Annotated in this window: 19 protein-coding genes; 11 read left to right on the plus strand and 8 right to left on the minus strand. The window is 44.0% G+C overall.

The annotated features are described in order from the left end of the window. Nucleotides 1–138 precede the first annotated feature (138 nt). On the plus strand, nucleotides 139–498 hold the full coding sequence (locus QUA07_RS10255) for a hypothetical protein (protein WP_333324672.1): 360 nt from the start codon (nucleotides 139–141) through the stop codon (nucleotides 496–498). A gap of 261 nt (nucleotides 499–759) precedes the next feature. On the opposite strand, the gene QUA07_RS10260 is transcribed toward QUA07_RS10255, so the two are convergent. Continuing rightward, on the minus strand, nucleotides 760–1,038 hold the full coding sequence (locus tag QUA07_RS10260) for a hypothetical protein (RefSeq protein ID WP_333324674.1): 279 nt from the start codon (nucleotides 1,036–1,038) through the stop codon (nucleotides 760–762). Nucleotides 1,039–1,069: 31 nt separating this feature from the next. Here QUA07_RS10260 and QUA07_RS10265 point away from each other — a divergent pair, with 31 nt between their 5' ends. Together QUA07_RS10265 and QUA07_RS10270 are read left to right on the plus strand one after the other, a co-directional pair. Then, nucleotides 1,070–6,256, plus strand: a complete 5,187-nt coding sequence (locus tag QUA07_RS10265) for an nSTAND1 domain-containing NTPase (RefSeq protein WP_333324676.1) — start codon at nucleotides 1,070–1,072, stop codon at nucleotides 6,254–6,256. A gap of 211 nt (nucleotides 6,257–6,467) precedes the next feature. After that, nucleotides 6,468–8,744, plus strand: a complete 2,277-nt coding sequence (locus tag QUA07_RS10270; RefSeq protein ID WP_333324678.1) for an FdhF/YdeP family oxidoreductase — start codon at nucleotides 6,468–6,470, stop codon at nucleotides 8,742–8,744. Nucleotides 8,745–8,902: 158 nt separating this feature from the next. Here QUA07_RS10270 and QUA07_RS10275 read toward each other — a convergent pair whose 3' ends face one another. Next, a complete protein-coding gene (locus QUA07_RS10275) occupies nucleotides 8,903–10,135 on the minus strand; it encodes a glycosyltransferase family 2 protein (RefSeq protein WP_333324680.1) in 1,233 nt (410 codons plus the stop codon). 422 nt (nucleotides 10,136–10,557) lie between these two features. Between QUA07_RS10275 and QUA07_RS10280 the strand changes: the two genes are divergently transcribed. Then, complete coding sequence (locus QUA07_RS10280; protein ID WP_333324682.1) at nucleotides 10,558–10,965, plus strand: hypothetical protein; 408 nt, start codon at nucleotides 10,558–10,560, stop codon at nucleotides 10,963–10,965. Beyond that, entirely contained in the window at nucleotides 10,959–13,502 is a 2,544-nt protein-coding gene (locus tag QUA07_RS10285) for a protein kinase domain-containing protein (protein ID WP_333080712.1), read from the plus strand. Before QUA07_RS10280 ends, QUA07_RS10285 begins: the two co-directional genes overlap by 7 nt. A gap of 250 nt (nucleotides 13,503–13,752) precedes the next feature. Here QUA07_RS10285 and QUA07_RS10290 read toward each other — a convergent pair whose 3' ends face one another. Continuing rightward, the gene (locus tag QUA07_RS10290) at nucleotides 13,753–15,165 is read right to left on the minus strand and encodes a hypothetical protein (protein ID WP_333324684.1); all 1,413 of its coding nucleotides are present in this window, start codon (nucleotides 15,163–15,165) and stop codon (nucleotides 13,753–13,755) included. A 77-nt stretch (nucleotides 15,166–15,242) separates the two neighbouring features. On the opposite strand from QUA07_RS10290, the gene QUA07_RS10295 reads away from it, so the two are divergent. After that, the gene (locus tag QUA07_RS10295) at nucleotides 15,243–16,268 is read left to right on the plus strand and encodes a hypothetical protein (RefSeq protein ID WP_333324686.1); all 1,026 of its coding nucleotides are present in this window, start codon (nucleotides 15,243–15,245) and stop codon (nucleotides 16,266–16,268) included. Nucleotides 16,269–16,463: 195 nt separating this feature from the next. On the opposite strand, the gene QUA07_RS10300 is transcribed toward QUA07_RS10295, so the two are convergent. Next, entirely contained in the window at nucleotides 16,464–16,787 is a 324-nt protein-coding gene (locus QUA07_RS10300) for a TMEM14 family protein (protein WP_333080715.1), read from the minus strand. A gap of 126 nt (nucleotides 16,788–16,913) precedes the next feature. On the opposite strand from QUA07_RS10300, the gene QUA07_RS10305 reads away from it, so the two are divergent. The 4 genes from QUA07_RS10305 (at nucleotide 16,914) to QUA07_RS10320 (ending at nucleotide 20,660) form a co-directional block, all read left to right on the plus strand. Beyond that, on the plus strand, nucleotides 16,914–18,218 hold the full coding sequence (locus QUA07_RS10305; RefSeq protein ID WP_333324688.1) for an ATP-binding protein: 1,305 nt from the start codon (nucleotides 16,914–16,916) through the stop codon (nucleotides 18,216–18,218). Between the two features lie 367 nt (nucleotides 18,219–18,585). Continuing rightward, on the plus strand, nucleotides 18,586–19,032 hold the full coding sequence (locus QUA07_RS10310; RefSeq protein WP_333292876.1) for a tellurite resistance TerB family protein: 447 nt from the start codon (nucleotides 18,586–18,588) through the stop codon (nucleotides 19,030–19,032). A 153-nt stretch (nucleotides 19,033–19,185) separates the two neighbouring features. Continuing rightward, nucleotides 19,186–19,611 (plus strand): thioesterase family protein, encoded by a 426-nt coding sequence (locus tag QUA07_RS10315; protein WP_333324690.1) that lies wholly within the window; start codon nucleotides 19,186–19,188, stop codon nucleotides 19,609–19,611. A 77-nt stretch (nucleotides 19,612–19,688) separates the two neighbouring features. After that, complete coding sequence (locus QUA07_RS10320) at nucleotides 19,689–20,660, plus strand: putative 2-dehydropantoate 2-reductase (protein WP_333324692.1); 972 nt, start codon at nucleotides 19,689–19,691, stop codon at nucleotides 20,658–20,660. A 97-nt stretch (nucleotides 20,661–20,757) separates the two neighbouring features. Here QUA07_RS10320 and QUA07_RS10325 read toward each other — a convergent pair whose 3' ends face one another. The 4 genes from QUA07_RS10325 to menA all read right to left on the minus strand — a co-directional run bounded on the left by QUA07_RS10325 (nucleotide 20,758) and on the right by menA (nucleotide 25,134). Beyond that, on the minus strand, nucleotides 20,758–22,176 hold the full coding sequence (locus tag QUA07_RS10325; protein WP_333324694.1) for a 2-succinylbenzoate--CoA ligase: 1,419 nt from the start codon (nucleotides 22,174–22,176) through the stop codon (nucleotides 20,758–20,760). Nucleotides 22,177–22,245: 69 nt separating this feature from the next. Next, nucleotides 22,246–23,283, minus strand: coding sequence for an o-succinylbenzoate synthase (locus QUA07_RS10330; protein ID WP_333324696.1), 1,038 nt, complete (start codon nucleotides 23,281–23,283; stop codon nucleotides 22,246–22,248). An 11-nt stretch (nucleotides 23,284–23,294) separates the two neighbouring features. Continuing rightward, complete coding sequence (gene menH, locus QUA07_RS10335) at nucleotides 23,295–24,095, minus strand: 2-succinyl-6-hydroxy-2,4-cyclohexadiene-1-carboxylate synthase (RefSeq protein ID WP_333324699.1); 801 nt, start codon at nucleotides 24,093–24,095, stop codon at nucleotides 23,295–23,297. 142 nt (nucleotides 24,096–24,237) lie between these two features. Beyond that, nucleotides 24,238–25,134, minus strand: coding sequence for a 2-carboxy-1,4-naphthoquinone phytyltransferase (menA, locus tag QUA07_RS10340; RefSeq protein WP_333324701.1), 897 nt, complete (start codon nucleotides 25,132–25,134; stop codon nucleotides 24,238–24,240). Nucleotides 25,135–25,517: 383 nt separating this feature from the next. On the opposite strand from menA, the gene QUA07_RS10345 reads away from it, so the two are divergent. Next, entirely contained in the window at nucleotides 25,518–26,951 is a 1,434-nt protein-coding gene (locus QUA07_RS10345; RefSeq protein WP_333324703.1) for an isochorismate synthase, read from the plus strand. The last annotated feature ends 3 nt before the right edge of the window (nucleotides 26,952–26,954 follow it).

Here is a 26,954-nt window from a genome sequence, read left to right on the forward strand (position 1 = left end):
CCCTAGTTAAAGCTCTCAGATTCTTCTGTGGAGTCAATCTAAAATCTAAAATCTAAAATCGACTGAAAGCGCTCTAAAGTAGGCGCAGATGTTGAATGTATAGCAGCACCAAAAGTTAGTTTATACCAGGAGGATACCATGAGGAAAATCACGGCGCGACAAACGATAAGTGCCATAGTAGCACTGCCGCTCGTACTAATAGCCAATACAACTCAAGCTTTAGCGACTGATACCGATCAGAAAATAGAGCCAATTAAGAAAGTTTCGGATTTTGGCGATGAGCTAGATTTTGATATTGGGCCACCAACAACAATTAGCATTGAAGAAAGCGAGGATTGGGATGAACCTGATTTTACAGCTACTTTAGATATGGAGATTAATAAATTTATGACAAAAAATCTTCAAGCTGTAATTGATGAGCCGCCCCCGGTAGTTTATCTCAGTGCGGCGAGGGGTCAGTCAACCAGGGAATGCCGGATTTCCGGGATATGCGAATAACTGAATCGGATTGGTGCGATTTTGGCGATGGCTGGGACTCCTGCAAACAAAGACTCATTTGCTGGGTAGAATTGGAGCAATTATCAAGATTTCAGTAAACTCCGGTTGATTTTGCTGGGAATATGCGAATAACAGAGTATGTATTTATTTGGGTATGCTTTAATTGCGATCGGCTAACATAATAAGTATGCAGGCTGAAATAAACTTAACTATTTTATGGTTCCCAGTGATGGGAAATCGCCCAAAATGGCAGAAATAAAATTAATCATGTGATTCTTCGCTCTGATTGGCAAACGTAAAAACGGGTAAAAGTAAACTTAGAGCAACCGCCAAAATGGTTAGGACGTTCTTAATTGCACTTTCCCCTGCCGTCGATTCCTTCCATCCGTTACATCCGTTACATCCGTTAAATAATCCGTTGCCGAACTGCCATCCGTTACATCCGTTACATCCGTTAAATAATCCGTTGCCGAACTGCCATCCGTTACATCCGTTAAATAATCCGTTGCCGAACTTCCTTTTTTCGGCAGTTGACAGCACCTATCCTGAGAATATTTTTCAAATATTAATTATGCTTAATTCGCACTGCCAGCAAGACACCGCAGCACAGCAAAACAAAAGTTCGCTGCAAACTCTCTCCCGGACTCTGAGAATGTCTCAGGGGCAATTTTCCCTGATTTTGGTGCGGTGCAATTACAGTGCGATGAGAGAGGAAATTGTAAGGCAATTGCGGGAGGAGTCTGAGATCGAGATTCGAGAAATTGTCCTCCCGCCCTCTGTTAAAACTCTTTACACCACGATAGAAACCAAAATTTCCTGCAGCCATCCGGCAGCTTTAATGGTGTTGGGATTGGAATCGGTAAGTGCGATCGATCGACTCCTGACTTCTACCAACTACGTGAGGGAAGAATTTCGGAATAATTTTTCCTTCCCGGTGGTGCTGTGGGTGACAGACAAAATCTTAAAAAAACTGATTCGGTTAGTAACAGATATCGAAACTTGGACGACAAGTGTTGAATTTGTGATTGGCCCCGACGACTTGGTGGAGTTCCTGGGCAAAAGTGCCGATCGCATTTTTTCCAACATTTTAGAAAGTGGCAATTGGCGTTTAACTAATTCTGCCATTCTCGGAGCCAATTCTTTGACTGAACTAGAGTCTGCCAGCCAAGACTTGCAAACTTGCAACATCAGGTTAGAACCAGCTATTGAAGCAAGTTTGCAATTTATTCGCGGTAGGCATGAATATGCTTGTCACCGCATCCCGCCGGCGATTGAATTGTATCAAAAAAGTCTCAGTTTTTGGAAGTATCAAGTAGCATTTGTTGGTGGACAAAAAACAGAATTTAGCGATTTGTTATTTACCGTTCACCCAGCACCGGTGTTAGAGGGAATTCTGCTATTCCACATCGGTCTTTGCTACCGCTTCCAAGCAGAACAACACCGCAGCGGCAACCGTCCTTACTGGACGGAAGCTAAGAATTATTTTCAGGAATGTATTGATGTTTTAGAACGCGCGGGGCGGCCGGATGCCGTTGTTATATTCATCAATCAACTTGGCGAAGTATTGCAGCATTTAGAAGATTGGGATGCACTCTGGAATTTAGCTATCAAAGCTCGGAGGTTACATGAAAATATGGAAAATTCAGCAGTTAATTTGGCTCAAGATTACGGCTTTTTGGCTAGAGTAGCCTTAGAGCAAAAGAACTGGCAAGGGGCGAAAGAGTGGGCTTTAATCGCTCTAGACGTTCTCAACTCAAATTTAGAAGCGACGGGACAGGGAACCCATGTAAAGTCGCAGCATCTAGGCTTGTATCTGTTAATTTTAGCAGAGGCCCAGAGTCAGTTAGGTGAGGTACAAGAGGCGATCGGGCATTTAGAGCTTGCTCGCTCGGAAACCGAACCTTGCTACAACCCGCAACTGTATTTGCGGGTTTTAGAAATGCTGCGATCGCTTTATTTTCAGCGGGGAGAATATCTCGAAGCATTTCAAATTAAGCAAGATTATCGAGCGGTCGAACACACCTATCGGTTCCGAGCTTTTATTGGAGCCGGAAAATTGCAGCCGCACAGAGAAGCGGTTAATTCCGTCGCCGAAACTATTGCCGGCGCTGCTACTATTGCTGACGAAATTACAGCTTCCGGCAGAGAGCAAGACCTCAACCGCTTAATATATAGGATGAACAATACCCCTGACAAACTGACAGTAATTTACGGTCAGTCTGGAGTTGGCAAAAGTTCAATAGTCACCGGGGGATTAGTACCAGCTCTCAAACAAAAAAAAATAGAAATGCGGACTGTTTTGCCCGTAGTGCTGCAAGTTTACAACAACTGGCCGCGGGAATTGACCAGACAGTTATCTGCTGGGAAAGCTGAAATATTCGATTCGGAAATTTCCGAAGCAGTACCTGAAATTTCTCCTGTAAATTTGACCGTAGAAGCAGGTGCAGTCAAGGGAAATCTTATTTCGGGATTTCACGGTGGCTCGACTGGGAATAATGAGGATCAAAGGAACCAGTCACAGCCAGTAGAATTAATTATACAACAACAGGCGATCGAATACGAAAATATTCTCAAGGAGCTGCAAATAAATTCCGAACATTTAGTGACTGTTCTGATATTTGACCAATTTGAAGAATTTTTTTTCGTGTGGAAAGAGCCAGCGGAAAGACAAATATTTTTTGATTTTTTGCGGGAATGCTTGAAAATCAAATATTTAAAAGTCGTCCTGTGTTTGCGGGAAGATTACCTGCACTATTTGCTGGAATTTTCCCGACCAAAAAACCAGACAGGATTCGTTAACAATGATATTTTGGAGGACATTCTCAGCAAAAACATTCTGTTTTATTTGGGAAACTTTTCGCTGGTCGATGCGCGATCGGTAATTCGCACTTTAACTGAGCGAGCGCAGTTTTACTTAGAACCGGAGCTGATCGAAGAATTAGTCCAAGATTTAGCTGGAGAATTAGGAGAAGTCCGCCCGATCGAACTACAACTTGTCGGGGCTCAACTGCAACAAGAGAACATTAGAACTTTAACTCAATATCAGGAACTTGGCAACAATCCGCAACAAAAATTAGTCGAAAGGTTTCTCGAAGAAGTCATCAAAGATTGCGGCCCGGAGAATGAAGTAGCTGCACGCAGAGTATTGTATTTGCTCACAGATGAAGAGCAAATACGTCCCTTAAAAACCCGCGCCGAATTAGCTTCAAATCTAGCGACATTTGCTGAACCTGATAAACTAGATTTAGTCTTAGAACTTTTAGTAAACTCTGGTTTAGTTTTTCGATGGATGGAACTGCCTGCTGAGCTTTATCAGCTCGTTCACGATTATTTAGTTAGCTTCATTCGCCAGCAGCAAGAATTAGATAAAAAGGCAGAAGTTGAGGAACTGCGAAAGCAAAACCAAATTAACCGAGATGAAATTGAACAAATTCGCAAAGACAGAGAGCAAGATGCTTTGCTGTCGGAAGCTAGAGAGAAACAGCACGAAGCGGAAGCTCAACTTTACCAATCTCGGAGATGGCAATTGCGGGCGGCGGTTCTAGGAGTGCTTGTACTCGCAGGTGTTTCGGGGATGGCATTCGAGCAAGCAAAATTAGCAGAAAGCGCACGGCAAGAAGCAGAAAACAGTCGGACTGATGCCCTAAATTCGGCGTCGGAAGCTTTGGTGCTTTCTAATGAAAAAAATCAATTAGGAGTGTTGGGAAATAGTATCAAAATTGGTCGTGATTCTCTGAAAAGTACAGCGCTGCCTGTGGAGACTAAAACTCAAATTGCAGAAAGACTCAGACAAGCAGTTTCCGGGGTGCAAGAACGCAACCGTTTCGAGCAGCACAGCAAGTTTGTTTTGGATGTGAGTGTCAGTCCCGACGGCAATTCAGTTGCTTCGGCAAGTGCTGACAAAACTGTTAAATTGTGGAGCAAAGAAGGTAAGTTATTAAAAACTTTCAATCACCCAGATAGCGTGACGAGTGTTAGTTTTAGTCCCGATGGGAAAACGATCGCGACTGGTTGTGCAGATCGCACAATTAGAATTTGGCAAGTAAATAACGACAAAAGTGCGATCGCCATTTTATCCAGCCACCGCGATATCGTCACCAGCGTCAGTTTCAGTCCCGACGGCAAAACCCTAGCTTCCGCCAGTCACGACAACACAGTCAAAATCTGGAACCTTGCGAACAAAAAATTGCTGCAAACCTTAACCGGACACAAAGACTGGGTGCTCGGTGTCAGTTTCAGCCCCGACGGCCAAACAATAGCCTCAGCAAGTGTTGACAAAACTGTCAAACTTTGGAACAGAGAAACTAAAACCCAGAAATTTAAAATTAATCCCAAAACACTAACCAAACATTCTGACATTGTGTACAGCATTAAGTTCAGTCCAAATAGTCAAGAACTCGTCTCAGCAAGTGCCGACACCACAGCCAAAATTTGGAACCGCAATGGTGAGGAAATCAGAACTCTCAAAGGACATAACGATGAAGTTGTCAGCGCGAGTTTCAGTCGCGACGGCAAACAAATTGTCACCGGCAGTGCCGACGATACGGTGAAAGTTTGGAGTCGCAGTGGCACTTTGCTCAATACTTTTCGAGGACATCAAGACGACGTAAGGGCCGTAAGTTTCAGCGGTGACGGCACTATTGCTTCCGCAAGTAAAGACAAAATAGTGAAAATTTGGAAACCGGACAGCACTCCGCTGAATAAGATTTTATCGGGACACGGAGACTGGGTTTACAAAGTCAGTTTTAGTGCTGACAGTAAAACAATTGCCTCTGCTAGCGGGGACAAAACAGTGAGACTTTGGCGGGATGATGGCAGTTTATTCACAACTTTAGAAGGTCACAATGATTCTGTTACCTGGGTGAGCATTTCACCTGATGATAAAACTGTTGCTTCTGCCAGCGATGACAAAACAGTGAAAGTCTGGAGTTTAAACGGCAAACTGTTAAATACTCTCAGCCACAGCGGTATTGTTAAAAGCGTGAGTTTTAGTCCGGACGGAAAGATAATTGCCGCCGCCAGTGCCGATCGCAAATTGTACCTATGGCGGTGGAACGGTTCTAAAGCAACTTTGTTTGCAAAACTCGATCACACCAATCCAGTAATTAGCGTTACCTTCAGTCCCGACGGCAAATTTATTGCTACTGCTACCGCTGCTGAGGACAAGGCAAGCGGGAAGAAAAAGGCTTTTGAAATTACCGGAGAGAAGAGAGTTTACCTGTGGCAATTTAACGGTGCGTCGGCGAAAATCCTGAAAACTCTCGACCACCAAGACAGCGTTAAAAATGTTAGTTTTAGTCCCGACGGTAAGACTATTGCTGCTGCTTGCGCTGACAAAAAAGTTTACTTGTGGGGGTTTGATGGAAAGGTGGCGAATTTAACTGAAAAACTAGACCACAGCGATACTGTAGAAAGCGTGAGTTTTAGTCCAGACGGCAAATTGATTGCGGCGGCGAGTGGGGGAAATACTGTTAAGCTGTGGGATTTTGACGGCAAGAAGGCGCTGCTATCTAAGACGTTAGAATCGAGCGATCGCGTGTTGAGCGTTACTTTTAGTTCTGACAGCAAAACTCTGGCTTTTGCTAGCAGCGATAGGACTATAATTCTGTGGCCTTTGGAGAATTTTGAACTGAATAAAATCATTGCTCGGAGTTGCGAATGGTTGGGAGATTATTTGCAGAATGACCCGAATGTTGCTGAGGGCGATCGGCTGCTGTGTCTGGGATTTGGCAAGCAGGCGTTAAATAAGAGGAAATAAACCCTTTAGTGAGGACTGCATTCCTCTGTCGGCGGATGAATAAAAACTTGCATTCGTGACGGCGAACATGGAGTTAAATTTAGATTAAAAAATCTATCTGTTGACTGGTGTTTTGGGCTGTAAATTTGCGGTAAAATTCCAGTAATAAATTTAACTCATTTGGCGGTTCGCCCGCCCCATCAATCCGCAATTCAAACAAAAGGTCAACCACATGGATGTCAACTCCCAAAATGTCCAACCAATCCCGCCATTCAACGAGACAAACGAGGAAACACCAGACATAGGTGGCGGTTTGCCCGTAATAGAATATTGGGCAGAACATACATTGTCCCCGGAAGGGCCGAAACTTTGGAAAACTTTGCTGCACAAAAGTGCTTGTTTGTCATGTTCTTGGGGCACTGGCGGGCAGAAAGGAGGTTTTACAAATGAAGAGGGTGAAAAACTTCAGCGCTGCATGAAAAGCGTCGAAGCCATCTCCGCTGAAATCAAGCCGGCTATCTCAACTCAATTTTTTGAAAAGAAGAGTATTGCAGAACTACAGCAATTAACTTCAATGGAAGCCGATAGGCTGGGAAGGCTGAGTTTTCCGATGATTTTGCGGGCTGGTTCATCTCATTACGATCGCATTTCTTGGGAAGAAGTTTATCAAATTGCCGAAGCTGCTTTTCGCAAAACCCCCGAAAGAGTCGCATCTTACAGTTCTGGTCGCTCTTCCAACGAAGCGGCTTTTCTGCTGCAATTGATGATGCGGGCGATGGGTTCCAATAACTTAGCAGATTGTTCCGATCTCTGTCACGCTCCCTCGACAACTGGCTTAAGCGAAATGTTTGCCACACGCACCTCGGTAGTGAGTCTAGAAAACTTGAAGGAAGCAGATTGCGTCGTGCTAGCGGGCAGCAATTCTTCCTACAACCATCCCCGCTTGATGAACGAGTTAATTAAAATTCGCGACAAAGGCGGTAAAATAATTGTAATCAATCCGGTGATGGAAATTGGGTTAGTCAAGTTTGGTTCTCCCGCATTTCCTGTCAAGTCGCTCATCCCCGGTTCCGATATTTCCTCCTTATACTTGCAACCAATTCCCGGCAGCGATACGGCGCTATTTGTCGGCATTCAAAAGGCTATAATCGAACAAGGTTTGCTGGAAGAAAGCTATTTGCAAGCTCATACAGAAGGCTGGGAAGCAGTAGTCCAGCACGCCCGCGAAACCTCTTGGGAAACTATTACTAAAACCTGCGGAGTTTCCCAAGCAGAAATTGAGGCAGCAGCCAAAATCCTGGGCACTTCAAAGCGAGTTGTATTCGGTTGGGCGATGGGAATTACCCAACACGGTAACGGTGTAGATAACGTTTTCAGCATCGCCAATACGGCATTGATGACGGGAAATGTCGGCAAAGAAGGGGCGGGATTAATGCCAGTCAGAGGACACTCAAATGTCCAAGGATTCGGCTCTATGGGCGTCACTGTCAAGCTGAAAAAAGAAATTCAACAAGCTTTAGAAAAGTTATTAAATCGTCCCCTCAGTCCTGTTAAGGGTTACGAAACTCGATCGCTCATTGAAGCAGCAGATGCAGGCAAAGTCGATACGCTGATCTGTCTGGGCGGCAACTTGTACGGGGCGAATCCAGATTCAACGCAGGCAAAACGCGCTTTAAGCAATGTTGAAACCGTTATCTACCTCGCAACCAAACCGAATTTAGGGCATTTTCACGGATTAGCCAAGCACAATACAATTGTGATTCCCGTGCTGAATCGCTTTGAAAACCCCCACAAAACAACGGTGGAATCGGGGAATAATTTTGTGCGTTTAAATGATGAGGGAGAAACTCATCTCCAGAATTCGGATTTGATTCCTGAAGTACATTTTTTAACAGAATTAGCCAGCCGAATTCACGGTAATTTTCCCGTTAATTGGCGCCAACTTCAAGACACAAAATACGTTCGCCAATTGATTGCTAAAACTATTCCGGGCTATGAAAAAATAGCCACAATTGATGAAACAAAAGAGGAATTCACGATCGGCGGTCGCATTTTTACAGAACCTAAATTCCCTACAGAGTCTGGGAAAGCGAAGATGTTTGTCACGCCTTTACCTAAGCTGAAATTACCGGAAGCGAAAGAATTTGGAGTATCGGAGTCAACACAGGGTATTGTTGTGGCATTGATGACGGGACGCAGCTATTCTCAGCATAATACTGTCGTCTACAAAATTGATGACAAGTACCGGGGAATGCCGCACCGCAACTGCATTTTGATGAATCGCGCGGATGCAGAAAGCACTGGTTTTCAAGAACATCAGCGCGTGACGGTGCAGGGAAATGTGGGGAAAATGGAAAATGTCGAGGTGATTTACGGGGCGGTTCGTGAGGGTGCTGCTTTGATGTTTTATCCTGAAGTTAATGTGATTTTTCACCCGGAGATTGAAAAGCGATCGGGCACGCCTGCTTACAAGCGCGTACCTGCTTTTGTATACGCGGAAGTTCGGTAACGGATGTAACGGATGTAACGGATGTTATGATTAGCTCTGCCTTCGGTCTTCTATAACTCACATTTTCGATGATTTTTAAGAACAGGCAAGATGCCTGTTCCACAAGGAGTTAATTTTTTGTAGGGTGGGCATCTTGCCTGCCCCTATGTAAGTCTTAATTAACTCTTAATTTGCAAAGTTCTACCGCGCCAAGTCCATCCCCAACCAGTTTCGGTTTTAATCGCAGAACCGATCGCCATCGCCGCCACTAACGCACCTCCCAAACCTCCTAACCACCAGTATTTCGTCGGACATTCAGAAATCTCGGCACCCAAGCGGCGCAAATTGTAATGCTGCCAAATTACGATTATTACTAAGAAGGAAGAAGGAAGAAGGAAGAAGGAAGAAGGAAGAGAGAAGACGGAAGAAGAAAGAGGGAAGACGGAAATTATTTGTTTCAGAATAATGAATAATCCTATCCACGGCATAGGATAAATAAAGAACATAATTGCAGCCATGTAAACCATCAAGCCCCAACTGCGGTTAGCGCCGAGATACAAATTCTTTGTCCAGCCTTCCCACAATGCGCTCCAAGACCGATACATCCGCACGGATGCCAAATTTGACCCGGAATAAAGTCCGAGCTTTAAACCCGCACGTTTGATGCGTCTAGCTAGTTCCACATCTTCCACAATTTCGCCGGCAACTGCTTCGTGGCCGCCTATTTTTTCGTAGCCCGATCGCCTAAATAACATGAACGGCCCGCCGGCAAAAGCACTGTCTGTTTTCGAGGGATCGTTGACGGCGGTAAAGTCGTAGCAAACTGCTAGGTGATTGAACATTATCGGCTGTACTAACCACTCGGCCAAACACTCACAAACCAGCGCTGGCATACAGGTGAACAAGTCTATTTTCTCGGTTTCGGCTGTGGCGATAGCGGTTTCGATCGCCCCTGGTTTGAGTCGCACGTCGGCATCGATAAATAATAAGAAGTCTCCGGTTGCTATTTGAACAGCTTGGGCACAGGCCCAGTTTTTGCCCGCCCAATATTGGTTGGTTGGTCGCGGCTGACCTGCTAATATTTTAAGCCGGGGGTCGTTGAGATGCTGTTGCAGGGTTTGCCCGATCGCTAACGTGTCGTCTGTCGAGCGATCGTCTACAATTAAAACCTCTAAGTTGTCCACAGACAGCGGTGTACTCTCCAAAATGGCGATCGCGCAATCCCGAATATTCTCTGCCTCGTTGTATGCTGGTACGATTACCGAAACTTTAGGGAAATTTGCGGCGGACTCCGGTGAGGGCCTCGCGGAATTTGTGTCGGTTCGAGGCGCATTTTCGACCGATCGGCGCAAATTCTTAGTGTAAGCTCTACTTACAATCAGAGAAAAAATTAGCAGGGTTAACAATATCAAAGCGAACTGACCTCAAAATTTCGGTACAGGATTTGTCTCCCTAAATATTAAAAAATATTAAAACAAAAAGCTAGTCGATCGCCCGAAAAGTTATTTTGACCGAAAGCATCCAGGATACAAGCCCCCGGATTCATCCGTGGGGTCAATGCTTCAATCTAAAATCTAAAATCTAAAATCTAAAATCGATTGACCAACTCTTTTGCTATAATTTGTGAGCATCTTTCGGCTCGCCCGCAGCGAGGGGCAAGACCCCTCACCCAGACAGCGACCGAAAAGCCGAGGATAGATATCAGTTTTCAGAGGATATTGCAATGGGCGAATTTTTTACAGTCGATGTGTTTGCGAACACGATAGCGGTACTCGGCGCTTTGGGTTTTTTCTTTTTGGGATATCAAGCTTTGCAGATGTTGAAAAAATAAAGTATGTCAGAACTGAGATGTTACACCATTGTCAAGAACGGGCAAGATGCCCGTTCCACAAAGAATGATTTTTCTTGTGGAACAGGCATCTTGCCTGTTCCTCAACAAGTAATTGAGAATGGTGCAATATCTCAGTCAGAAGTCAGAAGTCAGAAGTATGAAGGAAAGAGGTCTGAAGGAAAGAAGTCAGAGGGAAGAAGTCCGATGGAACTCGGAATAAGGAAAGAAAGAAGAAGGAAAGAAACAACTATTCCGAATACCCAATTCCCTGTTTTGCCAATGCCCAATGCCCTGTTTTGCCCCTGCCCAGGAAGACCTAATTCACCTGAACAAGGCTATACAACTGACTCAACATTGCAACTGTTTCTTGCGAAAATCAACCAAAAAAAGGCTGCGTTATTATCATGGTGAGCCAACTTTTAGATGGACGCTATCAAATCATTGAAGTCATAGAAACAGGAGAATTTGGACAAACCTATCTGGCCAAAGATATTCGCCGTCCCGGAGAACCGCAGTGCTTTGTCAAGCACCTGCGTCCCGGTACTACCGAACCGAAATTAATTAATACTACGCGCCGTCTTTTTCAAAAAGAAGCAGAAGTTCTAGAAAAGCTCGGTCAACACGACCAAATTCCTCAGCTATTCGCTTATTTTGAAGAAAATGAAGAATTTTTCTTAGTTGAATCCTTTGTTGCCGGTCACTCGCTATCAACCGAGATTGTACCGGGCAAGCCTCTAACTGAAGAAAAAATGATTCCTTTGCTGAAGGAACTGTTAGAAATTTTAGTGTTTGTACACGGACAGGGAGTAATTCACCGAGATATTAAACCGGCTAATTTAATCCGCCGCTATTCAGATAATAAGTTAGTTTTGATTGACTTTGGCTCGGTGAAAGAAATTCACATCGCTCAAAGACAAGCGCCGGTAACTGTGCGGATTGGCACTCTGGAATATATGCCGATCGAACAATTTCAATACAACCCGCAACTCAACAGCGATATCTACGCTTTGGGAATGATTGGCATCCAAGCAATGACGGGTTTGCCGGCTTACGATTTGCCGAAACTGCGGGATTTGAAAAATTCTAATAAAGGCGAAATTGTTTGGCGGCATTTAGCCACGTGTTCCCAAGCGCTGGCCGATGTTTTGGATAATATGGTGCGCTACGATTTTCGGGAGAGGTACCAGTCGGCGGCGGAAGCTTTAGCCGATTTGAGGAAAATTGGCGATCGATCGCGGGCGCGGATTCCCAAGCTAACAATATATCGCGAAGAAGTCGATCGGCGCAGCAGCAGCCGGGGTGATATTACCGTCGTCGGTCGGAGAATATTAGATGAACTGCGCGTCAGTTTGGAATTGCTGCCAGAAGAAGCAGAGGCGATCGAAGATGAGGTATTGAACCCTTACCGGAAATACAGGCAAAAAGGCGAACGCTACGAACAATCACTGCAAGAAGCAATGCAGCAAGAATATCCCTTTTCTCAGGAAACTCGCGAGGAGTTAAAACGCTTGCAGCAAGTTTTAGGGCTTACCGACGAAGATGCCGCGAAAATCGAAGAATTAGTCATTCCTAAATCTTTATTTGCTAAATTGTACAAGGCGATCTCCACAGTTTTGGAGGGACACCGCAACCCCAATCTGCCACCACCGAGTAGCGCCCCTCACCTCGAATTGCAGGCAAGTCCGGCGGTATCCTCGCAGGTAAATCTGAACGGAAAAACCGATTTCTCGTTAGCGCAGCCCGCCCCTACGGGGGCTACGCCAACGGAGAGGATCGCCAGCCCAGCAGCACTTGTCCCCAAAGAAACTCGCAAATTCAATCCTTATCTTGCCGGGGCAACAATTGCGGCTCTCTTAGCTGCGATCGGGGGAATTTACGGATATCTCAAGTGGCAAGAATGGCAGCAGCGAGCCCAGAAAGAATCCCAAGAGCTCAATCAAATTGAAGCTTTTTATAAAGGCAGTAATTATGAAGACTGCATCAGCCAAATACCAACAATTGCCAACACTTCCAGCAGCTATTCATCCGCTCAGGAGTTACAGGAACAGTGCCAAGCAGGTCTGCGGTGGAAGAACGCCAAAGTCAAAAATTTCGCTCAGCATTCAGATGCCGTTGGGTCTGTTGCTTTCAGTCCAGACGGCTTAATGTTAGCCAGCGGTTCTAAAGACAAAACCATCCAAATTTGGGATTTAGCTACAGGCAAGTCTATCCGCACTTTTCCAGGAGATTCCTCCACCATTTGGTCGGTTGCTTTTGACTCAAACGGTACTAAACTGGCGACTGGAACCGGTTTTTGGCGAGTCATGCTGTGGGATTTGAAAACAGGGCAAGTGATTCGCAGTCTAGACCACACTGCTTCTGTGTGGTCTGTCGCTCTCAGCCCCGACGGACAGCTTGTCGCTAGTGGCAGCGGAGACAAAACCACAAAGATTTCGGAGGCAGCAACTGGCCGTTTGATTCAGAGTTTTCCAGACCATACAGATTTTGTTTATTCTGTGGCTTTCACTCCAGATGGAAAAAGTTTGGTTAGCGCTTCTAAGGATAAAAAAATTACAATTGTTGATGTCGCAACAGGGGCGTTGCTCAAAACTATTGAGGGACACGGCGACCCCGTGAGGTCGATTGCTGTTAGCCCAGACGGCAAGACCATTGTTAGCGGTTCCTACGATGAAAGTATTAAAATCTGGAATATCGAAACAGGAGATTTAATTCGCTCTATCAAGGGACATTCTGACGATATTGTCTCGGTTGCTATCAGCCCGGATGGGAATTTTATTGCGAGCGGGAGCAAGGATAAAACTATTAAAGTTTGGGATTTTGCTACCGGAGAATTGCTGAATACTTTGACGGGACATTCCGATGAGGTTTATGTGGTGACTTTTAGTCCTGATGGCAAAACTATTGCTAGCGGTTCTAAAGACAATACTATTAAGTTGTGGTTGAGGTAATCAGAAGGAAGTTCGGCAACGGATTATGTAACGGATGTAACGGATGTAACGGATGTAACGGATGTAAAAGATAGAAGGAAGAAGGAGAAATAGTCCTTGACGCACAGATTATACTTGTAGGGTGGGCAGTACACACCTTACTACTACAGATAGTGTAACAATTGAAAAGTTGTATCTACGAGGGAAGAAGTCAGTCAACAGTCAACAGTCAACAGTCAACAGTCAACAGTATCCATTAGTCATTAGTCATTTAATTGCTGTAATTCAACTCGTTTTTTAAGGTTTTGGGAAAGTGCCAATAAGGCGTTTCTAATTCGTCCTCAGTTGGATAATTTTCAGGGGATTCCTCTCGAATTTGAAAAAAGTGGTAGAGGTTAGCCACAGTTAAATCGGATATTTCTTGCCAATTCGAGGCAGCTAAAGCTTGATAGCCAGTAGCGATCGCCTGCTGGCTGATATAAAATTCGTATCCCCGGCGGATTTCCGGCGACACAGCGAAGGTTAGCTGGTCGCGCAAGGATAGAAAGTGAGACTTTTGCTTTAAAGTTTCATAAAGGGAAGGTTCCGTAGCTAATACCGCGAATGTAGTGTACACGCTGCTTTTTAAACTATCGGCAGTGAGTTTATCTAAACTAGCTAACTGGTGCTGCTCTTTTGGAGACAAAGTTTCCATCCAATCAACCTCATTTTGCCAAAATTCTATTACACTTAAATCATGACCTAGAATCCTAGTAACTTCGGGAAATAAAAAATCTAGTTCTGGTTCGGATTGACATCCTTTAACAACAGTTAGAAGATTTTGACAAATTTTTGATTGGAGTTCCCGCAGGCGATCGCTCACCATATCGTAGGCCCGCTGCAAGTGAAACGTGACGCCGATCGCCTGCTCGATCGCCCAAACACATTCCATTTGCCTGAGTTGTCCGGCAGAACATAGCCCCTCTAACAAACTAGGATTCTCATAAATTTTTAAAGCCTCAAACAGCATATCCCGCCCGCTATTAATTTCGGAATTCCGAAGTTTAATATCTGGCACTGTCAGGGCTGACTGACAGCGTTTGATAGCTTTAGAAAAAATCTCATAACCGTTAACCAGTTTCTGGCGGTGCATTTCAAAACTAGAGTCGTGAGCCACCTTAAAAATATGCTGGATCACCTCTACTCCCCTATCTTTGAGGATGTGTCTGAGATCAATAAACCCGTCTTTAATTTTTAGCTTCTGGTGCTTGGCCTCTTCTCGGATTTTTAATACTTGGTTGAGGTTTACTGCTGACAAAACTGTGCTCGATACAGTGCCAATACCAATGACAGCAGCAGTTGCTTGGATCACTGCCAAATTAATTTTCAGACAGTTAAGCATTCTGTATGTTTTTTGAAACCCCTGATGAGTTTGAGCCACCTGCAACGGCGCCAGTGTCACGTACACGGGAGCTACCAGCGGCTGTATGGGGCCACCTCCGCCTAACTGTGCGAGCAATCCTATAACTCCGCGATCCGATTGAGTTTCACTTTTTGATTGATAAAAAATTTTTGCAATCTCCACAAACTCTCCTGTCACCGGATCTCTAGCAGCAGGGAGCAATTTTCCTGTTTTGGCAGCAGGCTGTACAAGGTTGCCACTATTGAGTCGCGCCTGAGTTGCAGGGGTGAATATATAATCCATGTTGTGACTCAGTTTCCATTCAAAAACGCAGATGTTCTGTATTGTATGCTGTTTATGGAAACGAGGCATGAAAGGAAATGAATGAGTATCTCAAGGCATTCCAGGCTATTACCCAGTTTAGCGATCGATTGTTGGCAGACGAATATCAATCCGTGGAGATTAAACAGTCAGCTACCCAACTCAGTTTAGATGTGGAACCTTGTATTGACGAAATTAAGCAATCTGCCATCAGACTCAAGGGGTTACTTCAGGTATGTTTCAAAGATGTATCTCAGGCTGAGGATGTCTGGAATAGCAAGCCGAGAATTGCTGGATCATCTCCTGTTGATGTCTGGGAGCAAATTGGCGAACTAAGCGGATGCGATGTGAGAATTCGCAGTTTAGGAAAGCAGGGCAAATATGATGCTGTTGTTAAAGTTCGCAAATCTTGGAGCGACAAGGCGACTAAGTTAAAAAATCAGTGGTTTTTGTGGGATAAAAACGCTCAAGTCTTTCAAAGAGATACTATTGGTTTTTTTGAAAAAGATAATTTGCACAAAGAGTTGCGGAATGAAGTTGATGCCCAAGCCGAGCGAGTGATTTTAATTATGGAGAATGAACTAACTTTAATTTTTCAAGAATTACAATCTATAGATATAGAAAAATTTGAAATTTGTATTGAATGCTTCGACCTAAAGAGTCAGTCGAAATTTAGAGAGCGACTACAATCAATAGGCGGGGAGATTGTATCGAAGTTTACGGAGCCACTGAAATATTTGCCTGATTCTTATATTAAAACTTTTAAAGAAACACTGAAAGAACCTGTAGAGAATTTGGTTCACAAAAGCAAGATGGGAATCAGTTTGGTCGATTTTGAAGAGTCCTGTAAAGTGATTGGGTTAATCCTGGATAATGTGATTATAGCAATTTTTGAGGAGCGCATGAAACTGGCAATTCAAACAGTTGAAAAAGCGATTAAATTCTACAATAATTTTTTAGAGAAGCAGGCGCGGTATCAGAAAGAGACGCCGGAACAGCGATCTGCGGAAAAAATTTGGATCGAATGCCAGCGGCAGCAACTCAGGGAAGTTCAGCAGTATATTGATGCAGTCATTAGTCATTAGTCATTAGTCATTAGTCATTAGTCATTAGTTATTGGTCACTGGTTATTGGTTATTGGTTAGTAGTTATTGGTTATTGGTTATTGGTTATTAGAACGAACAACTAACAATTAACAAATAACCACTGACCACTAAAAACAGTCAACAGTCAACAGTCAACAGTCAACCGTCAACAGTCAACCGTCAACCGTCAACAGATTATTGATATTGACCGCTGATTTCGTAAACGATCGCGCCCAAAGACGCTAAGCTAGCTAAAATTAGCATTCCGGCCGGCATGAATTTTTGAGTTTTAACAAGGCGCACAATAAAGACTATTACTAAAACAGCGGAGATGGCTGCTGCTAATGTTAAACCCCAACTTTGTCCCATAAGCTGGGCGGTGCCGGCAAAAATTAGCAGGGAACCGCTAATCAGGCCGGAAATGAGTGAGGCTTGGCTTTTGGCCTTGATATAACCCATGATGCCGCCAACCAGTGTTAAAATGCCGTAGCCGATCGCGGCTGTTGTACCTAAATTCATTTTTAATCCTCCCGATTTCACTGTTTGCATCTAAATTTATACAGCGCAGCCTGCAATTAGTGTCACGAATTGTTAGAAAATTTATTAAAGCCAGTCAGGATATGTAACTGTTATACAATTGCCATTATGTCAGCCCTAACTTCTGGTGCGATCGCCCAAATCCGTTACCTCCAGCGCCAAGCAGCATCCCTGCTGCTGTATCAATCAGTTCTCAAAAGCCCCGCAGGTCAAGCTTTTCTCGATTTGCTGCAAGCCCTTCATCACAGCGAAGTCAGCGGTTTGGAATGTCAGATAGCTTACGGAAACTGGTTCAAACTTCAGGCTGCTAAAAATTTAAGCTGGAAAGATTCTCTGATTTCCGAAATTCTCAAAGACGAAAACCCCTTTTCTCGCCGAGCTCAGCAAACAGATTTTGCAAGTTTGCCCCCCGCTTTGGTGGAAGCCGCCCGACATGATTTAGAAGTGCTGCAAAATATTTACGAATGCAGCAGCGAACAGTTGAGCAAGTGGGTGCGCGTAGCGGGTCAACTTGACGCAGTTCCTCCGATTTGGCATTCAGAAACTGTAGCAGAACCGGGAGATTTGCCGCTGCACGGAAAACTGGAAAAATGGTCGAGCGCGGTGGAATCTTTGGCAGTTTATTACCGACAGTTTGGCACAGGTTTGTTTGCTGAATATCGCGCTTTTAGGTGGCGGGGAGGGCAGTTGGCGAGTATTTCGCATCCCGATGGTATAACTTTAAAAGAGTTGGTTTGCTGCGATTGGCAGCGGGATGCTCTGGTGAAAAATACGGAGTTTTTGTTGGCCGGTTATCCGGCTTTGCACGTCTTGCTGTACGGCAGCCGCGGTTCGGGCAAGTCTTCTTTGGTGAAGTCGCTATTAAATGAATTTGGCTCTCGCAATCTGCGCTTGATTGAAGTATCTAAATCGGATTTGCAAGATTTGCCGCTAATTGTCGAGCAGTTGCGAGGAGTTCCTCAAAAGTTTATTATTTTTGTGGACGACCTTTCCTTTGAGGAAGATGACGATGCTTTTAAAGCTCTGAAAGTTGTCTTAGAGGGGAATGTCACTGCTCGCTCTCAAAATGTGGTAGTTTACGCCACATCTAACCGCAGGCATTTAATTCGAGAGTTTTTTGACGACAGACCTCGCCCCCGCGATGGAGACGAAGTTCACGCTTGGGATACTGTGCAGGAAAAACTTTCATTTAGCGATCGATTTGGGTTGACTTTAACTTTTGAACCGGCCGATCAAAACACTTATTTAACAATTGTCCGACATCTGGCAGAACTCGCTGGAATCAAACTCGCTGCTGAGGATTTGGAACACCGTGCTAAAGAATGGGCAACTCGTCGCAACGGGCGATCGGGCAGGACTGCGCGGCAGTTTGTTGATTTCCTGAAAGCAGATTTAGCCCTTTTTGACAAATAGATGGTCTGCGCTGGGAAGGCGGGTTTTAACTGAGATGTTACATCCTTCTCAATAAGTTTTTTATGAACAGGCAAGATGCCTGTTCCACAATAAAATTCACTCTTTGTGGAACAGGCATCTTGCCTATTACTTACAAGGGTGCAAGATGCCTGTTTTAGCCGATATATGGGAAGGCAATTCAGGATATGAATCAACCCGCCCTTACAGCACCCAAGGGCGAAATAAAAATTCTTAATTTTTTCATAATTTTATTCATAACAACTAACTAACAAAATTTGATATAATTATCAAAATCCCCAAAGAAACCTCCAGAGCCAGAACCCATCCTGACTCCATAAATCGACCACTAAATAATGAGGAAAATATCATGGGTTTATTTGATAAAGTATCGCAGACTCGCCAACAAACGGACGTAACGTTAGGGCCTGCCGAATCATTTGCCGCGATCGCGCTAATTGCCGTAGCAGCCGACGGTTACATCAATGACAGCGAAAGTAAAGCGATTAGCATGACGCTATCTCGGATGCAACTGTTCCGCAGTTATCCCGATGACGTGATGAGAAAAATGCTCGATCGCCTGCTGATGATTCTGCAACGGCAAGGAGTTGAGGTACTGTTTAATGCGGCTTTAGCAACGCTTCCCGACGAACTTAAAGAAACTGTTTTTGCTGTCACAACTGATATCGCTTTAGCCGATGGCGAGGTTTCAGAAGAAGAAGAACAACTTTTGAACGATCTTTACAGTGCCTTGGGGCTTTCCGAAGATGTTGCGCTCAAGATTATAGACGTGATGTTGATTAAGAACAAAGGTTAAGAAAGAAGGGGGAGGAGTGAGGAAAGCGAATTTTACAATATAAAAAATTAGCGCCTACTTACTTAGCTGATAACTTCTCCAAAAGTGCGGGTTTACCGATATGATGGTTAGTAAAATTGCGATCAAATTTGCGATCGCCAGCTACTACCTCAAATGCCTTTCACTTACACCCGTACTGTTCGCTTTCAAGATACCGATGCTGCTGGAGTCGTTTACTTTGCTAACGTTTTAGCGATGTGCCACGAAGCTTACGAGGCATCTCTAGCAGCATCTGGAATCAATCTCAAAGCATTTTTCAGCAATTCCGAGGTTGCCTTTCCCATAATTCATGCTAGTGTAGATTTTTATCGCCCAATGTTTGCGGGCGATCGGCTGATAATTCAATTGACGCCCAAACAACTTACTGGCGATGAATTTGAAATTGCCTATCAAGTATTTTCTGAGGAAGTTGCAGGAAGAAGCGCTGCTAAAGCTCTGACTAAGCACGTCTGCATCGATGCACTTAGCCGAACTAGAAAACAGCTATCTGAAGACTTGATGCAGTGGATGAGGAAATTTGAGATTGAGATTTCCGATTAGTTCTATCTTTAAATAATAGCAGGGAATGACTGTAAAATTTCTGTTTTGTTGATAATTATTTCTGAATTGTTGATATTATGTCAAATCGCAATTATGCCATTGTGGGCACGGGAGCTTTAGGCGGATTCTACGGTGCTAGACTGCAACAAGCAGGTTTAGAAGTCAATTTTTTGCTGCGCAGCGATTACGATTACGTCAAAAAACACGGTTTGATTGTCGAGTCTCCCGAAGGCGACTTCACCCTCCCCCACGTCCGCGCCTACCACGACGCGCACAAAATGCCTCAGTGCGACGTAGTAATTCTAGCGCTGAAAACAACTCAAAATCACTTGTTGCCCAAAATTTTGCCTCCTTTATTAAAGGATAACGGCGCGGTTTTAGTATTGCAAAACGGATTGAATACAGAACCGGAAGTAGCTAAAATTGTCGGTGCAGAACGAGTGGTTGGCGGGCTGTGTTTTCTCTGTTCTTATAAAGTTGGGCCAGGTCATATCTGCCACCTAGATTACGGCACTATCACGCTGGGAGAATATTCCCAAGAGTACAAAGCAATCGGTATTACTAATAGATTGCACCAAATTGCAGCGGACTTTAAACGTGCTCATATTCCCATAAAAATGAGCGATGATTTGCTATTGTCAAGGTGGAAAAAGCTGGTTTGGAATATTCCTTATAACGGGCTGTCTGTAGTTTTGGATGCGAGAACTGACGAACTGATGGCTAATCCTGATACTCTGATTTTAGTGGAGGAAATCATGGGGGAAGTGGTAGCGGGAGCCAAAAGTTGCGATCGCATTATTCCCGATGACTTTATCCCACAAATGCTTGAATACACTCAGAAAATGAAGCCTTACCGCACCAGCATGAAAATCGATTATGATGAATCGCGGCCCCTGGAAGTTGAGGCAATTTTTGGTAATCCGATACGGGTGGCGCAGCAAGCAGGTGTTAAGTTGCCCCAAATAGAGGTACTTTACCGAATGTTGAAGTTTGTGGATTTTCAAAGACAAGAAGCAGAGAGGACGAGAAGGCTGTTAGGTTTGTCGTAATTAGTCAGTTGACTGTTGAATGTTGACTGTTGACTGTTGTCAGGAGTCGGAAATAAGCATGATAAATTCTGCCTTCTGTATAGATTGCGCCTAATAATTATTGATCTTTGAGCGCAATTTCTTGCAATTGTTCTCGATTGACTTTGCCTTGAGAATTGCGGGGCAATTGTTCGACGATTACCCAATATTTCGGCCGCTTAAACTTGCTCAACTTATCTTCTATTGCCGCTTGCAGATTTTTGATAGTAACTTCGGAATTAGCGGGAACGTAGATAGCCGTAACGACTTGACCCCAATCTTTGTCTGGCAAGCCAATTACAGCAACATCCGCAACTAAATTAGTCGATCGCACAACGGCTTCAACTTCCGCCGGAAATACATTTTCTCCGCCTGTGATAATTTTATCGCTGCTGCGTCCGACGATATTTAAGTAGTTATTTTTATCAAAAAATCCCACGTCGTCTAATTGGAAATATTCGCGATCTCCAAATTTTTCAGGATAATAACCCAACGCCAAAGATTGAGCATTAACCACAATATTTCCAATTTTATTATCGCACAAAATCTTGCCTTTTGCACTGCGAATAGTTATTTGAGCGTGCGGTAAAGTTTGACCGGAACTGTTATTACCCGCGAGAAAATCTTCGGGTTTTAGTGTAGCAATTTGCGAGGCTGTTTCGGTCATGCCGTAACTAGGCGCTAATTTGATTTGATAGTTTCTAGCTGTTTCTAAAAGTTCCGGCCAAGCGGGAGCACCGCCCAAAAGTACAGCACGAAACCGTCCCAGCCAATTAGCTGTATCTGGGTTTTGCAGCAGCCTTTGCAGTTGAGTGGGAACTAAAGAAATGAAAAATTCTTCGGGTTCGATATCGCTTTTTTTACCATTTTCTAATTCTTTAAATGGCTGAATAGCCAGTTGTCCTCCGGTAGTAAAGGAACGCATGAATTGCATTAAACCGCTGACGTGGTATAATGACAAAACGCAAAATGAATTGATTTTGTCAACTTGAAAGTATTGTTGAAAACCTTGTACGGATGCTGTTAGCGTTTCCCAAGTGTGGATGGCAAAACGAATTTTTCCTGAAGAACCGCCGGTGGGAATCATGATCGTATCAAAACCGCTTTTTGTCGGCGAATGGAATTCGCGGCTATACAAACGAAGTCCGCCTTCGCGGACTGGGATATGGGGATTGTTGGGAAGCGGGTATTGTCCTAAAAATATGTCTGGTTGAACTAAATCAAAGACTTGTAGCCATTCTTGTTTTACCCAGTTGGGATTGCACAGAAAAATCTGGCATTGGGCGGCGCGGGCGGCGGTGAAACTGGCAAGAAATTGCACGGGATCTGGTTCTGCGAGGCAAATTTTTGGGGGTGTTGTTTGTGCGTGATTTTGGGTGATTTCTTGAAATAGCCGATCGACAATTCGGGAAAATTCGCGACTGTCACAACCAATCAGCCAATTATCTGGCAAGCTAGGCGCGAGATCCCGAATATTTACTGTGAGATTTGTTGCCATAGATGCTTTCACCAAGTTTCTCGATTCAAAACAATTACCTAACTCGCCTGATTTAGTCGTGAGACTAATCTAAAATCTAAAATCTAAAATCGAATGATTTTCATCGAACCAGCAATCGGTGCCGAAGCCGAGTGCTCTCTTATTTAAAGACAATTGTGTTGCTAAATTTAATGCTGCTTGTCGGCCGATTTCGGTTTCAAATACTGATGAGAAAACAGCGTCTATATTGTGAGTTTGACAAAATTTTCGCAGTTGGGATGGGGAACCGCATATCGCAGGTTTAATGACGAAAATGCCCCGCCAGCCTTGGCTGTAGCACTCTTGGATGCGATCGAGGTTGGCGGCAGATTCATCAAGGGCGATCGGAGTTGCATAAATAGCATTCAATTCTACCATTTCCTGAAACTGGGTTACGGGCAGGGGCTGTTCCAAAAATTCAATGTCTGCGGAAAAATCGGGAGTTGCTTTTACCTCGTCGCAAGCTTCCAGCCATGTTTTAGCCTGCGAGTAACTGAGTCCCCCGTTGGCATCTAAGCGCAAAAATGCTTTTTCGCGCTCGCACAAATTGTGCATTGCTTCGATTAGCTGCTGAAAAATCTTTAATTCTTGTTCAATTGCAGCAACACCAATTTTCCATTTAAACGTCCGATATCCCTCTAACCAAAGCACTTGCAAAGCCTGCAAAGCTGTTTCTCCGGCAGGCAATAAACCGCTGTACTGACTCAGCCTCTTCTCCTCCTCTTGGCAAAGGTAAGTTAAATTTTCGCTTTTCTCCCCCCCTTGCCAAGGGGGGGCTGGGGGGGGTGAATTTTGCTCGTTTGATAGTGCTGACTCAAAGCCAAATTGACAAGCCGGCAATTCAGCGGAAATAGCAAAAATCATCTCTGATGAAATATTACCTGGCAACGAGTTACAAAAATCTAAAGCTTGCTCAAAACTTTCGGAACCAAACCAACTCAAAGGGGCAATTTCTCCCCACCCAATTTGATTGTTTTCGCCCACAAGTCGCAGGATAATTCCTGATCGAATATCCCAGATGCCGTGACTTGTTTGCAAGGGACGCTTAAATTTTCGCTGATAAGTGCGAAACTCGAATTGATAAAGCATTAGTTTTTTAGTTAATCATAAAATTCTCTCACAAGTGCGACAAACGTATCAATATTTTCAAAATGGATATTATGACCAGCTTTTGGTACAATTTCCAGAAGGGCGGCTGGACACAAGCTGGCAATTTCGGTATTTATACTTGTAAATTTATCATCATAAGCTCCCGCTAGCAAGAGGAGGGGGATGTGATTTTGTGCGAGTTTTTCCCAGAGAGAGGGCTGGTTGCCGGTTCCCATATTGCGGAGAGATTTGGCTAGCTCTAAGGGATTGTTTGCTAAGCGGGTTTCTATGAGTTTGTCGAAATTGGGAGAGTTTTTTAAAGATTTGAATAAAGGGCGATCGTACCAGTTGAATAAAAAATCTTTAATGTTGCTATTTTCCAGCTTTTGTGCTATCGGTAAATCGGCTTCCCGGCGGTGCGATCGCTCTTTTTCTGTCTTCAATCCTGGCGAAGCTGACTCTAACACTACTTTCTCGAATCTTTCTGGAAAATGTAATGCCATGTAAAGTGCCAACCGCCCGCCCATTGAATAGCCCAACAACAAACATTTATCTATTTGTAAATCATCTAATAAGTGTATCAATGCTTGAGCTGTATTTGATATATTGTAGCAACTTTCGTCGCCGATTACTCTGGTTTCTCCGTGACCGGGAAGGTCAACTGCTAAGCAGCAATAACTGTTAGAAAGTAAGGGAATGACCCTGCTAAAGTCTTGAGTGCTGCCCGTGAATCCATGCAAAAATAAAATTTTTGGCTGATTTGTGTGACCAGTTAAGGAATATTGAAACTTATAATTATTAAATTTTTCCATATACAAATATACGATTCAATGTGAGGTACGGATTGCTAAATTAAAGAAGATTTTGAGAAGTCACCCAACTCGGCCAACTCTCCCAACTCCCTCAGCTTAGCAAACCATACCTCAATTTTACCGAAATTTTTGATTAGCCACTCTACAAAACAAACCCCAACGCCAGCAGCAATCCGCTCGAAAAATGCAGCGTAACTGCGATAAACTTAGAGTTGCTGACCTTTATCGGTTGGTCGTGATAGTCTGTGACATGGCTGCAAAGGTCGATCGCAAATGGCAAACTCCCAAAAATCAACAGCGTCCCAATTGGGAACATTCCCAAAGCCACAAATAGCACAGTCAAAGCATAAACGCTCCCGCATAACCACTGCAACAACTGAGCACCTTTTTTCGTACCGAGTCGCACAATCGGCGATTTTTTACCCGCAGCCAAATCGTCCTCAACTTGGTGAAAATGGGAACAAAATAAAATGATACTCGTTGTAATTCCCACGATTGCAGAACCCACCAAATTAGTGGCAGACCAAGTTTGAGTTTGACTGTAATAAGCCGCAGCCAAAGCTAGTGGCCCGAAGGTGAAAAAGCAAATAATTTCTCCCAAACCCTGATAGCCAAGACGAAACGGAGGCCCTTGATAAGTGTAGCCGAGAGCACAGCATAAAACTACTAGCAAAATTACTGTTGGGTCTTTTTGCCACCAGCTTATGGCGCAGATTCCTGACACTCCGACTGCTAAAAACAGATTGGCTAGCCAGAAAATTAAAGCTTTATTTCCGGTTAAGTTAACTAGGGAATGCGCTTTGTTTTTATCGATGCCTGTTTCTGAGTCAAATACATCATTGCTGAGATTCAGCCATGCTATAATCAAAATGGCTGACATTAAAAATGTCGAAAAAATTGACGAATTAATCGTTTGAGTTTCGGCAAAAGCAATTGCAGTTCCTACTGAAATAGGAATCACCGCAACGCTGTACATGGGCGGCTTGATTGCCGCCAGCCACAATTTACTATTTGAACGTTCAATTAACTTTGTTGTCATTACACAAACTTGATTCAATTGATAGCAGCGTAGTAATTTTACAATTTTATTGGTGAACAAAGTCTACTCTCGATCGGGTTGAGTGCGCGGCGGACATCCACACAGAGGCTGTGGCGGTACTCAAACAGCGCAAGTAGCCCGTCTGTAAACCTCTGCAGGGGGCGATCGACTTTTGCGAAATTTAGCCGATCGATCTTAAAGTTTTGTGTCTAAATGTTTCGATCGATCGCCCGACGGTCGGTTTTTTTCCCCAACAGAGCCCAAACAGGGAGGGAAACTCAAAAGGTCGTGTTTTGCGATCGCCCTCCCGTGCTTAGATCGAAATAGGGGTTTTAGCCGGACAAACCCACACTCTATCTGACAAATCTGCTATTCTCGCTTTCATGACAGTAATACCGCACCGCGCTAATCTCTTGCAAGACCGCAATCAACTGCATCAGTTTCTGTTAAATTGCCAGCAGTCTTTAACCGAAAAAGATCGCACAAAAATAGTTAGTATTTCTCAGGAAATTTATCCCCTCGATCCGCTAGCTGTACTGCAAGAGATTTCCGAACCTTGTCAGCGGCACTTTTACTTTGAAAAAAGAGACCCCATTGCCGGCAAAAGTTTTGCAATTGCCGCCCTTGATTCGGCAATCCATCTCACCGTAGCAGGAAGCGATCGATTTGTAGCAGCTCAAAACTTTATTCGTTCAACAGTTGCCAATACAATTACCATTGGTGCGGAACGCTTGCCATTTAGCGGCCCTCACTTTTTTTGTAGCTTTGCTTTTTTTGATGAGAACATTGCTGCTAATTCTTACTTTCCGCCCGCCACCATATTTTTACCCAAATGGCAGATCACCAGACAGAAAGATAGCTGCATTCTCGTCGCCAATGCCATCATAGAAAAAGATCGAAACGTTAAAAACATTGCTGAAAATATTTGGCAAACGTTTGATAAAATTGAATCTCGCAAATACCATAAACTAACAACTGCGATCGACAGTTCGATATCTTTGAAACAAATCCCCGTCAATGATGCCACTCAATTTAAAACATCAGTAAAGTCTGCTTTAGAACTGATCGCCTCTAAATATTTTAGTAAAATTGTTTTATCCCAAGCAATCAATGTGATTTCTCAAACCCCTTTCAGTTTAATAGATTCATTAAACAACTTGCGTCTCAGCTATCCAGATTGCTATGTATTTTCAACCAGTAACGGCAAAGGACAAAATTTTATCGGTGCCAGTCCAGAACGCTTAATTAGCATTCACAACAATCAGTTATTAACAGATGCTTTAGCAGGTTCAGCACCGAGGGGAAAAACTGAAGTGGGAGATGCGAAATTAGCCCAAGGATTGCTAGAAAGCGAGAAGGATATTCGCGAACATCAAGTTGTGATTGACTTTATTGTCGATCGCCTGTCTAAACTCGGCATTACTCCCAAATTTTCCCCAGTGCCCAGACTGCTGCAACTATCAAACATTCAGCATTTGTGGACACCTATAACAGCTCAAATTCCCCCTGATATTCATTTATTAAAGATTTTAGCTCAACTGCATCCAACCCCAGCGGTAGCAGGCGTGCCGAGAGATGTTGCCCTCGAACAAATTCGCCGCTGCGAAAGCTGCGATCGCTCTTTGTACGCAGCACCCCTCGGCTGGATCGATCGCGCCGGTAACGGCGAATTTGCCGTCGGCATTCGATCGGCTTTAATCGATGGCGAGCGGGCTATACTTTATGCTGGTGCTGGTATTGTGGCGGGTTCGGAACCAGAGAAAGAACTAGCAGAAATTCAGCTCAAATTACAACCACTTTTAAATGCTTTAGTTTAGGAA

Source organism: Microcoleus sp. T3_A4, assembly GCF_036700465.1.
Classification (GTDB): Bacteria; Cyanobacteriota; Cyanobacteriia; order Cyanobacteriales; family Microcoleaceae; genus Microcoleus.

Bases quoted from the DNA above. Each gene is read 5' to 3' on its own strand.
- QUA07_RS10255 (WP_333324672.1), top strand. From the start codon at position 139: ATGAGGAAAATCACGGCGCGACAAACGATAAGTGCCATAGTAGCACTG.
- QUA07_RS10265 (WP_333324676.1), top strand. From the start codon at position 1,070: ATGCTTAATTCGCACTGCCAGCAAGACACCGCAGCACAGCAAAACAAA.
- QUA07_RS10270 (WP_333324678.1), top strand. From the start codon at position 6,468: ATGGATGTCAACTCCCAAAATGTCCAACCAATCCCGCCATTCAACGAG.
- QUA07_RS10280 (WP_333324682.1), top strand. From the start codon at position 10,558: ATGTCAGAACTGAGATGTTACACCATTGTCAAGAACGGGCAAGATGCC.
- QUA07_RS10285 (WP_333080712.1), top strand. From the start codon at position 10,959: ATGGTGAGCCAACTTTTAGATGGACGCTATCAAATCATTGAAGTCATA.
- QUA07_RS10290 (WP_333324684.1), bottom strand. From the start codon at position 15,165: ATGGATTATATATTCACCCCTGCAACTCAGGCGCGACTCAATAGTGGC.
- QUA07_RS10295 (WP_333324686.1), top strand. From the start codon at position 15,243: ATGAATGAGTATCTCAAGGCATTCCAGGCTATTACCCAGTTTAGCGAT.
- QUA07_RS10300 (WP_333080715.1), bottom strand. From the start codon at position 16,787: ATGAATTTAGGTACAACAGCCGCGATCGGCTACGGCATTTTAACACTG.
- QUA07_RS10305 (WP_333324688.1), top strand. From the start codon at position 16,914: ATGTCAGCCCTAACTTCTGGTGCGATCGCCCAAATCCGTTACCTCCAG.
- QUA07_RS10310 (WP_333292876.1), top strand. From the start codon at position 18,586: ATGGGTTTATTTGATAAAGTATCGCAGACTCGCCAACAAACGGACGTA.
- QUA07_RS10315 (WP_333324690.1), top strand. From the start codon at position 19,186: ATGCCTTTCACTTACACCCGTACTGTTCGCTTTCAAGATACCGATGCT.
- QUA07_RS10320 (WP_333324692.1), top strand. From the start codon at position 19,689: ATGTCAAATCGCAATTATGCCATTGTGGGCACGGGAGCTTTAGGCGGA.
- QUA07_RS10325 (WP_333324694.1), bottom strand. From the start codon at position 22,176: ATGGCAACAAATCTCACAGTAAATATTCGGGATCTCGCGCCTAGCTTG.
- QUA07_RS10330 (WP_333324696.1), bottom strand. From the start codon at position 23,283: ATGCTTTATCAATTCGAGTTTCGCACTTATCAGCGAAAATTTAAGCGT.
- menH (WP_333324699.1), bottom strand. From the start codon at position 24,095: ATGGAAAAATTTAATAATTATAAGTTTCAATATTCCTTAACTGGTCAC.
- menA (WP_333324701.1), bottom strand. From the start codon at position 25,134: ATGACAACAAAGTTAATTGAACGTTCAAATAGTAAATTGTGGCTGGCG.
- QUA07_RS10345 (WP_333324703.1), top strand. From the start codon at position 25,518: ATGACAGTAATACCGCACCGCGCTAATCTCTTGCAAGACCGCAATCAA.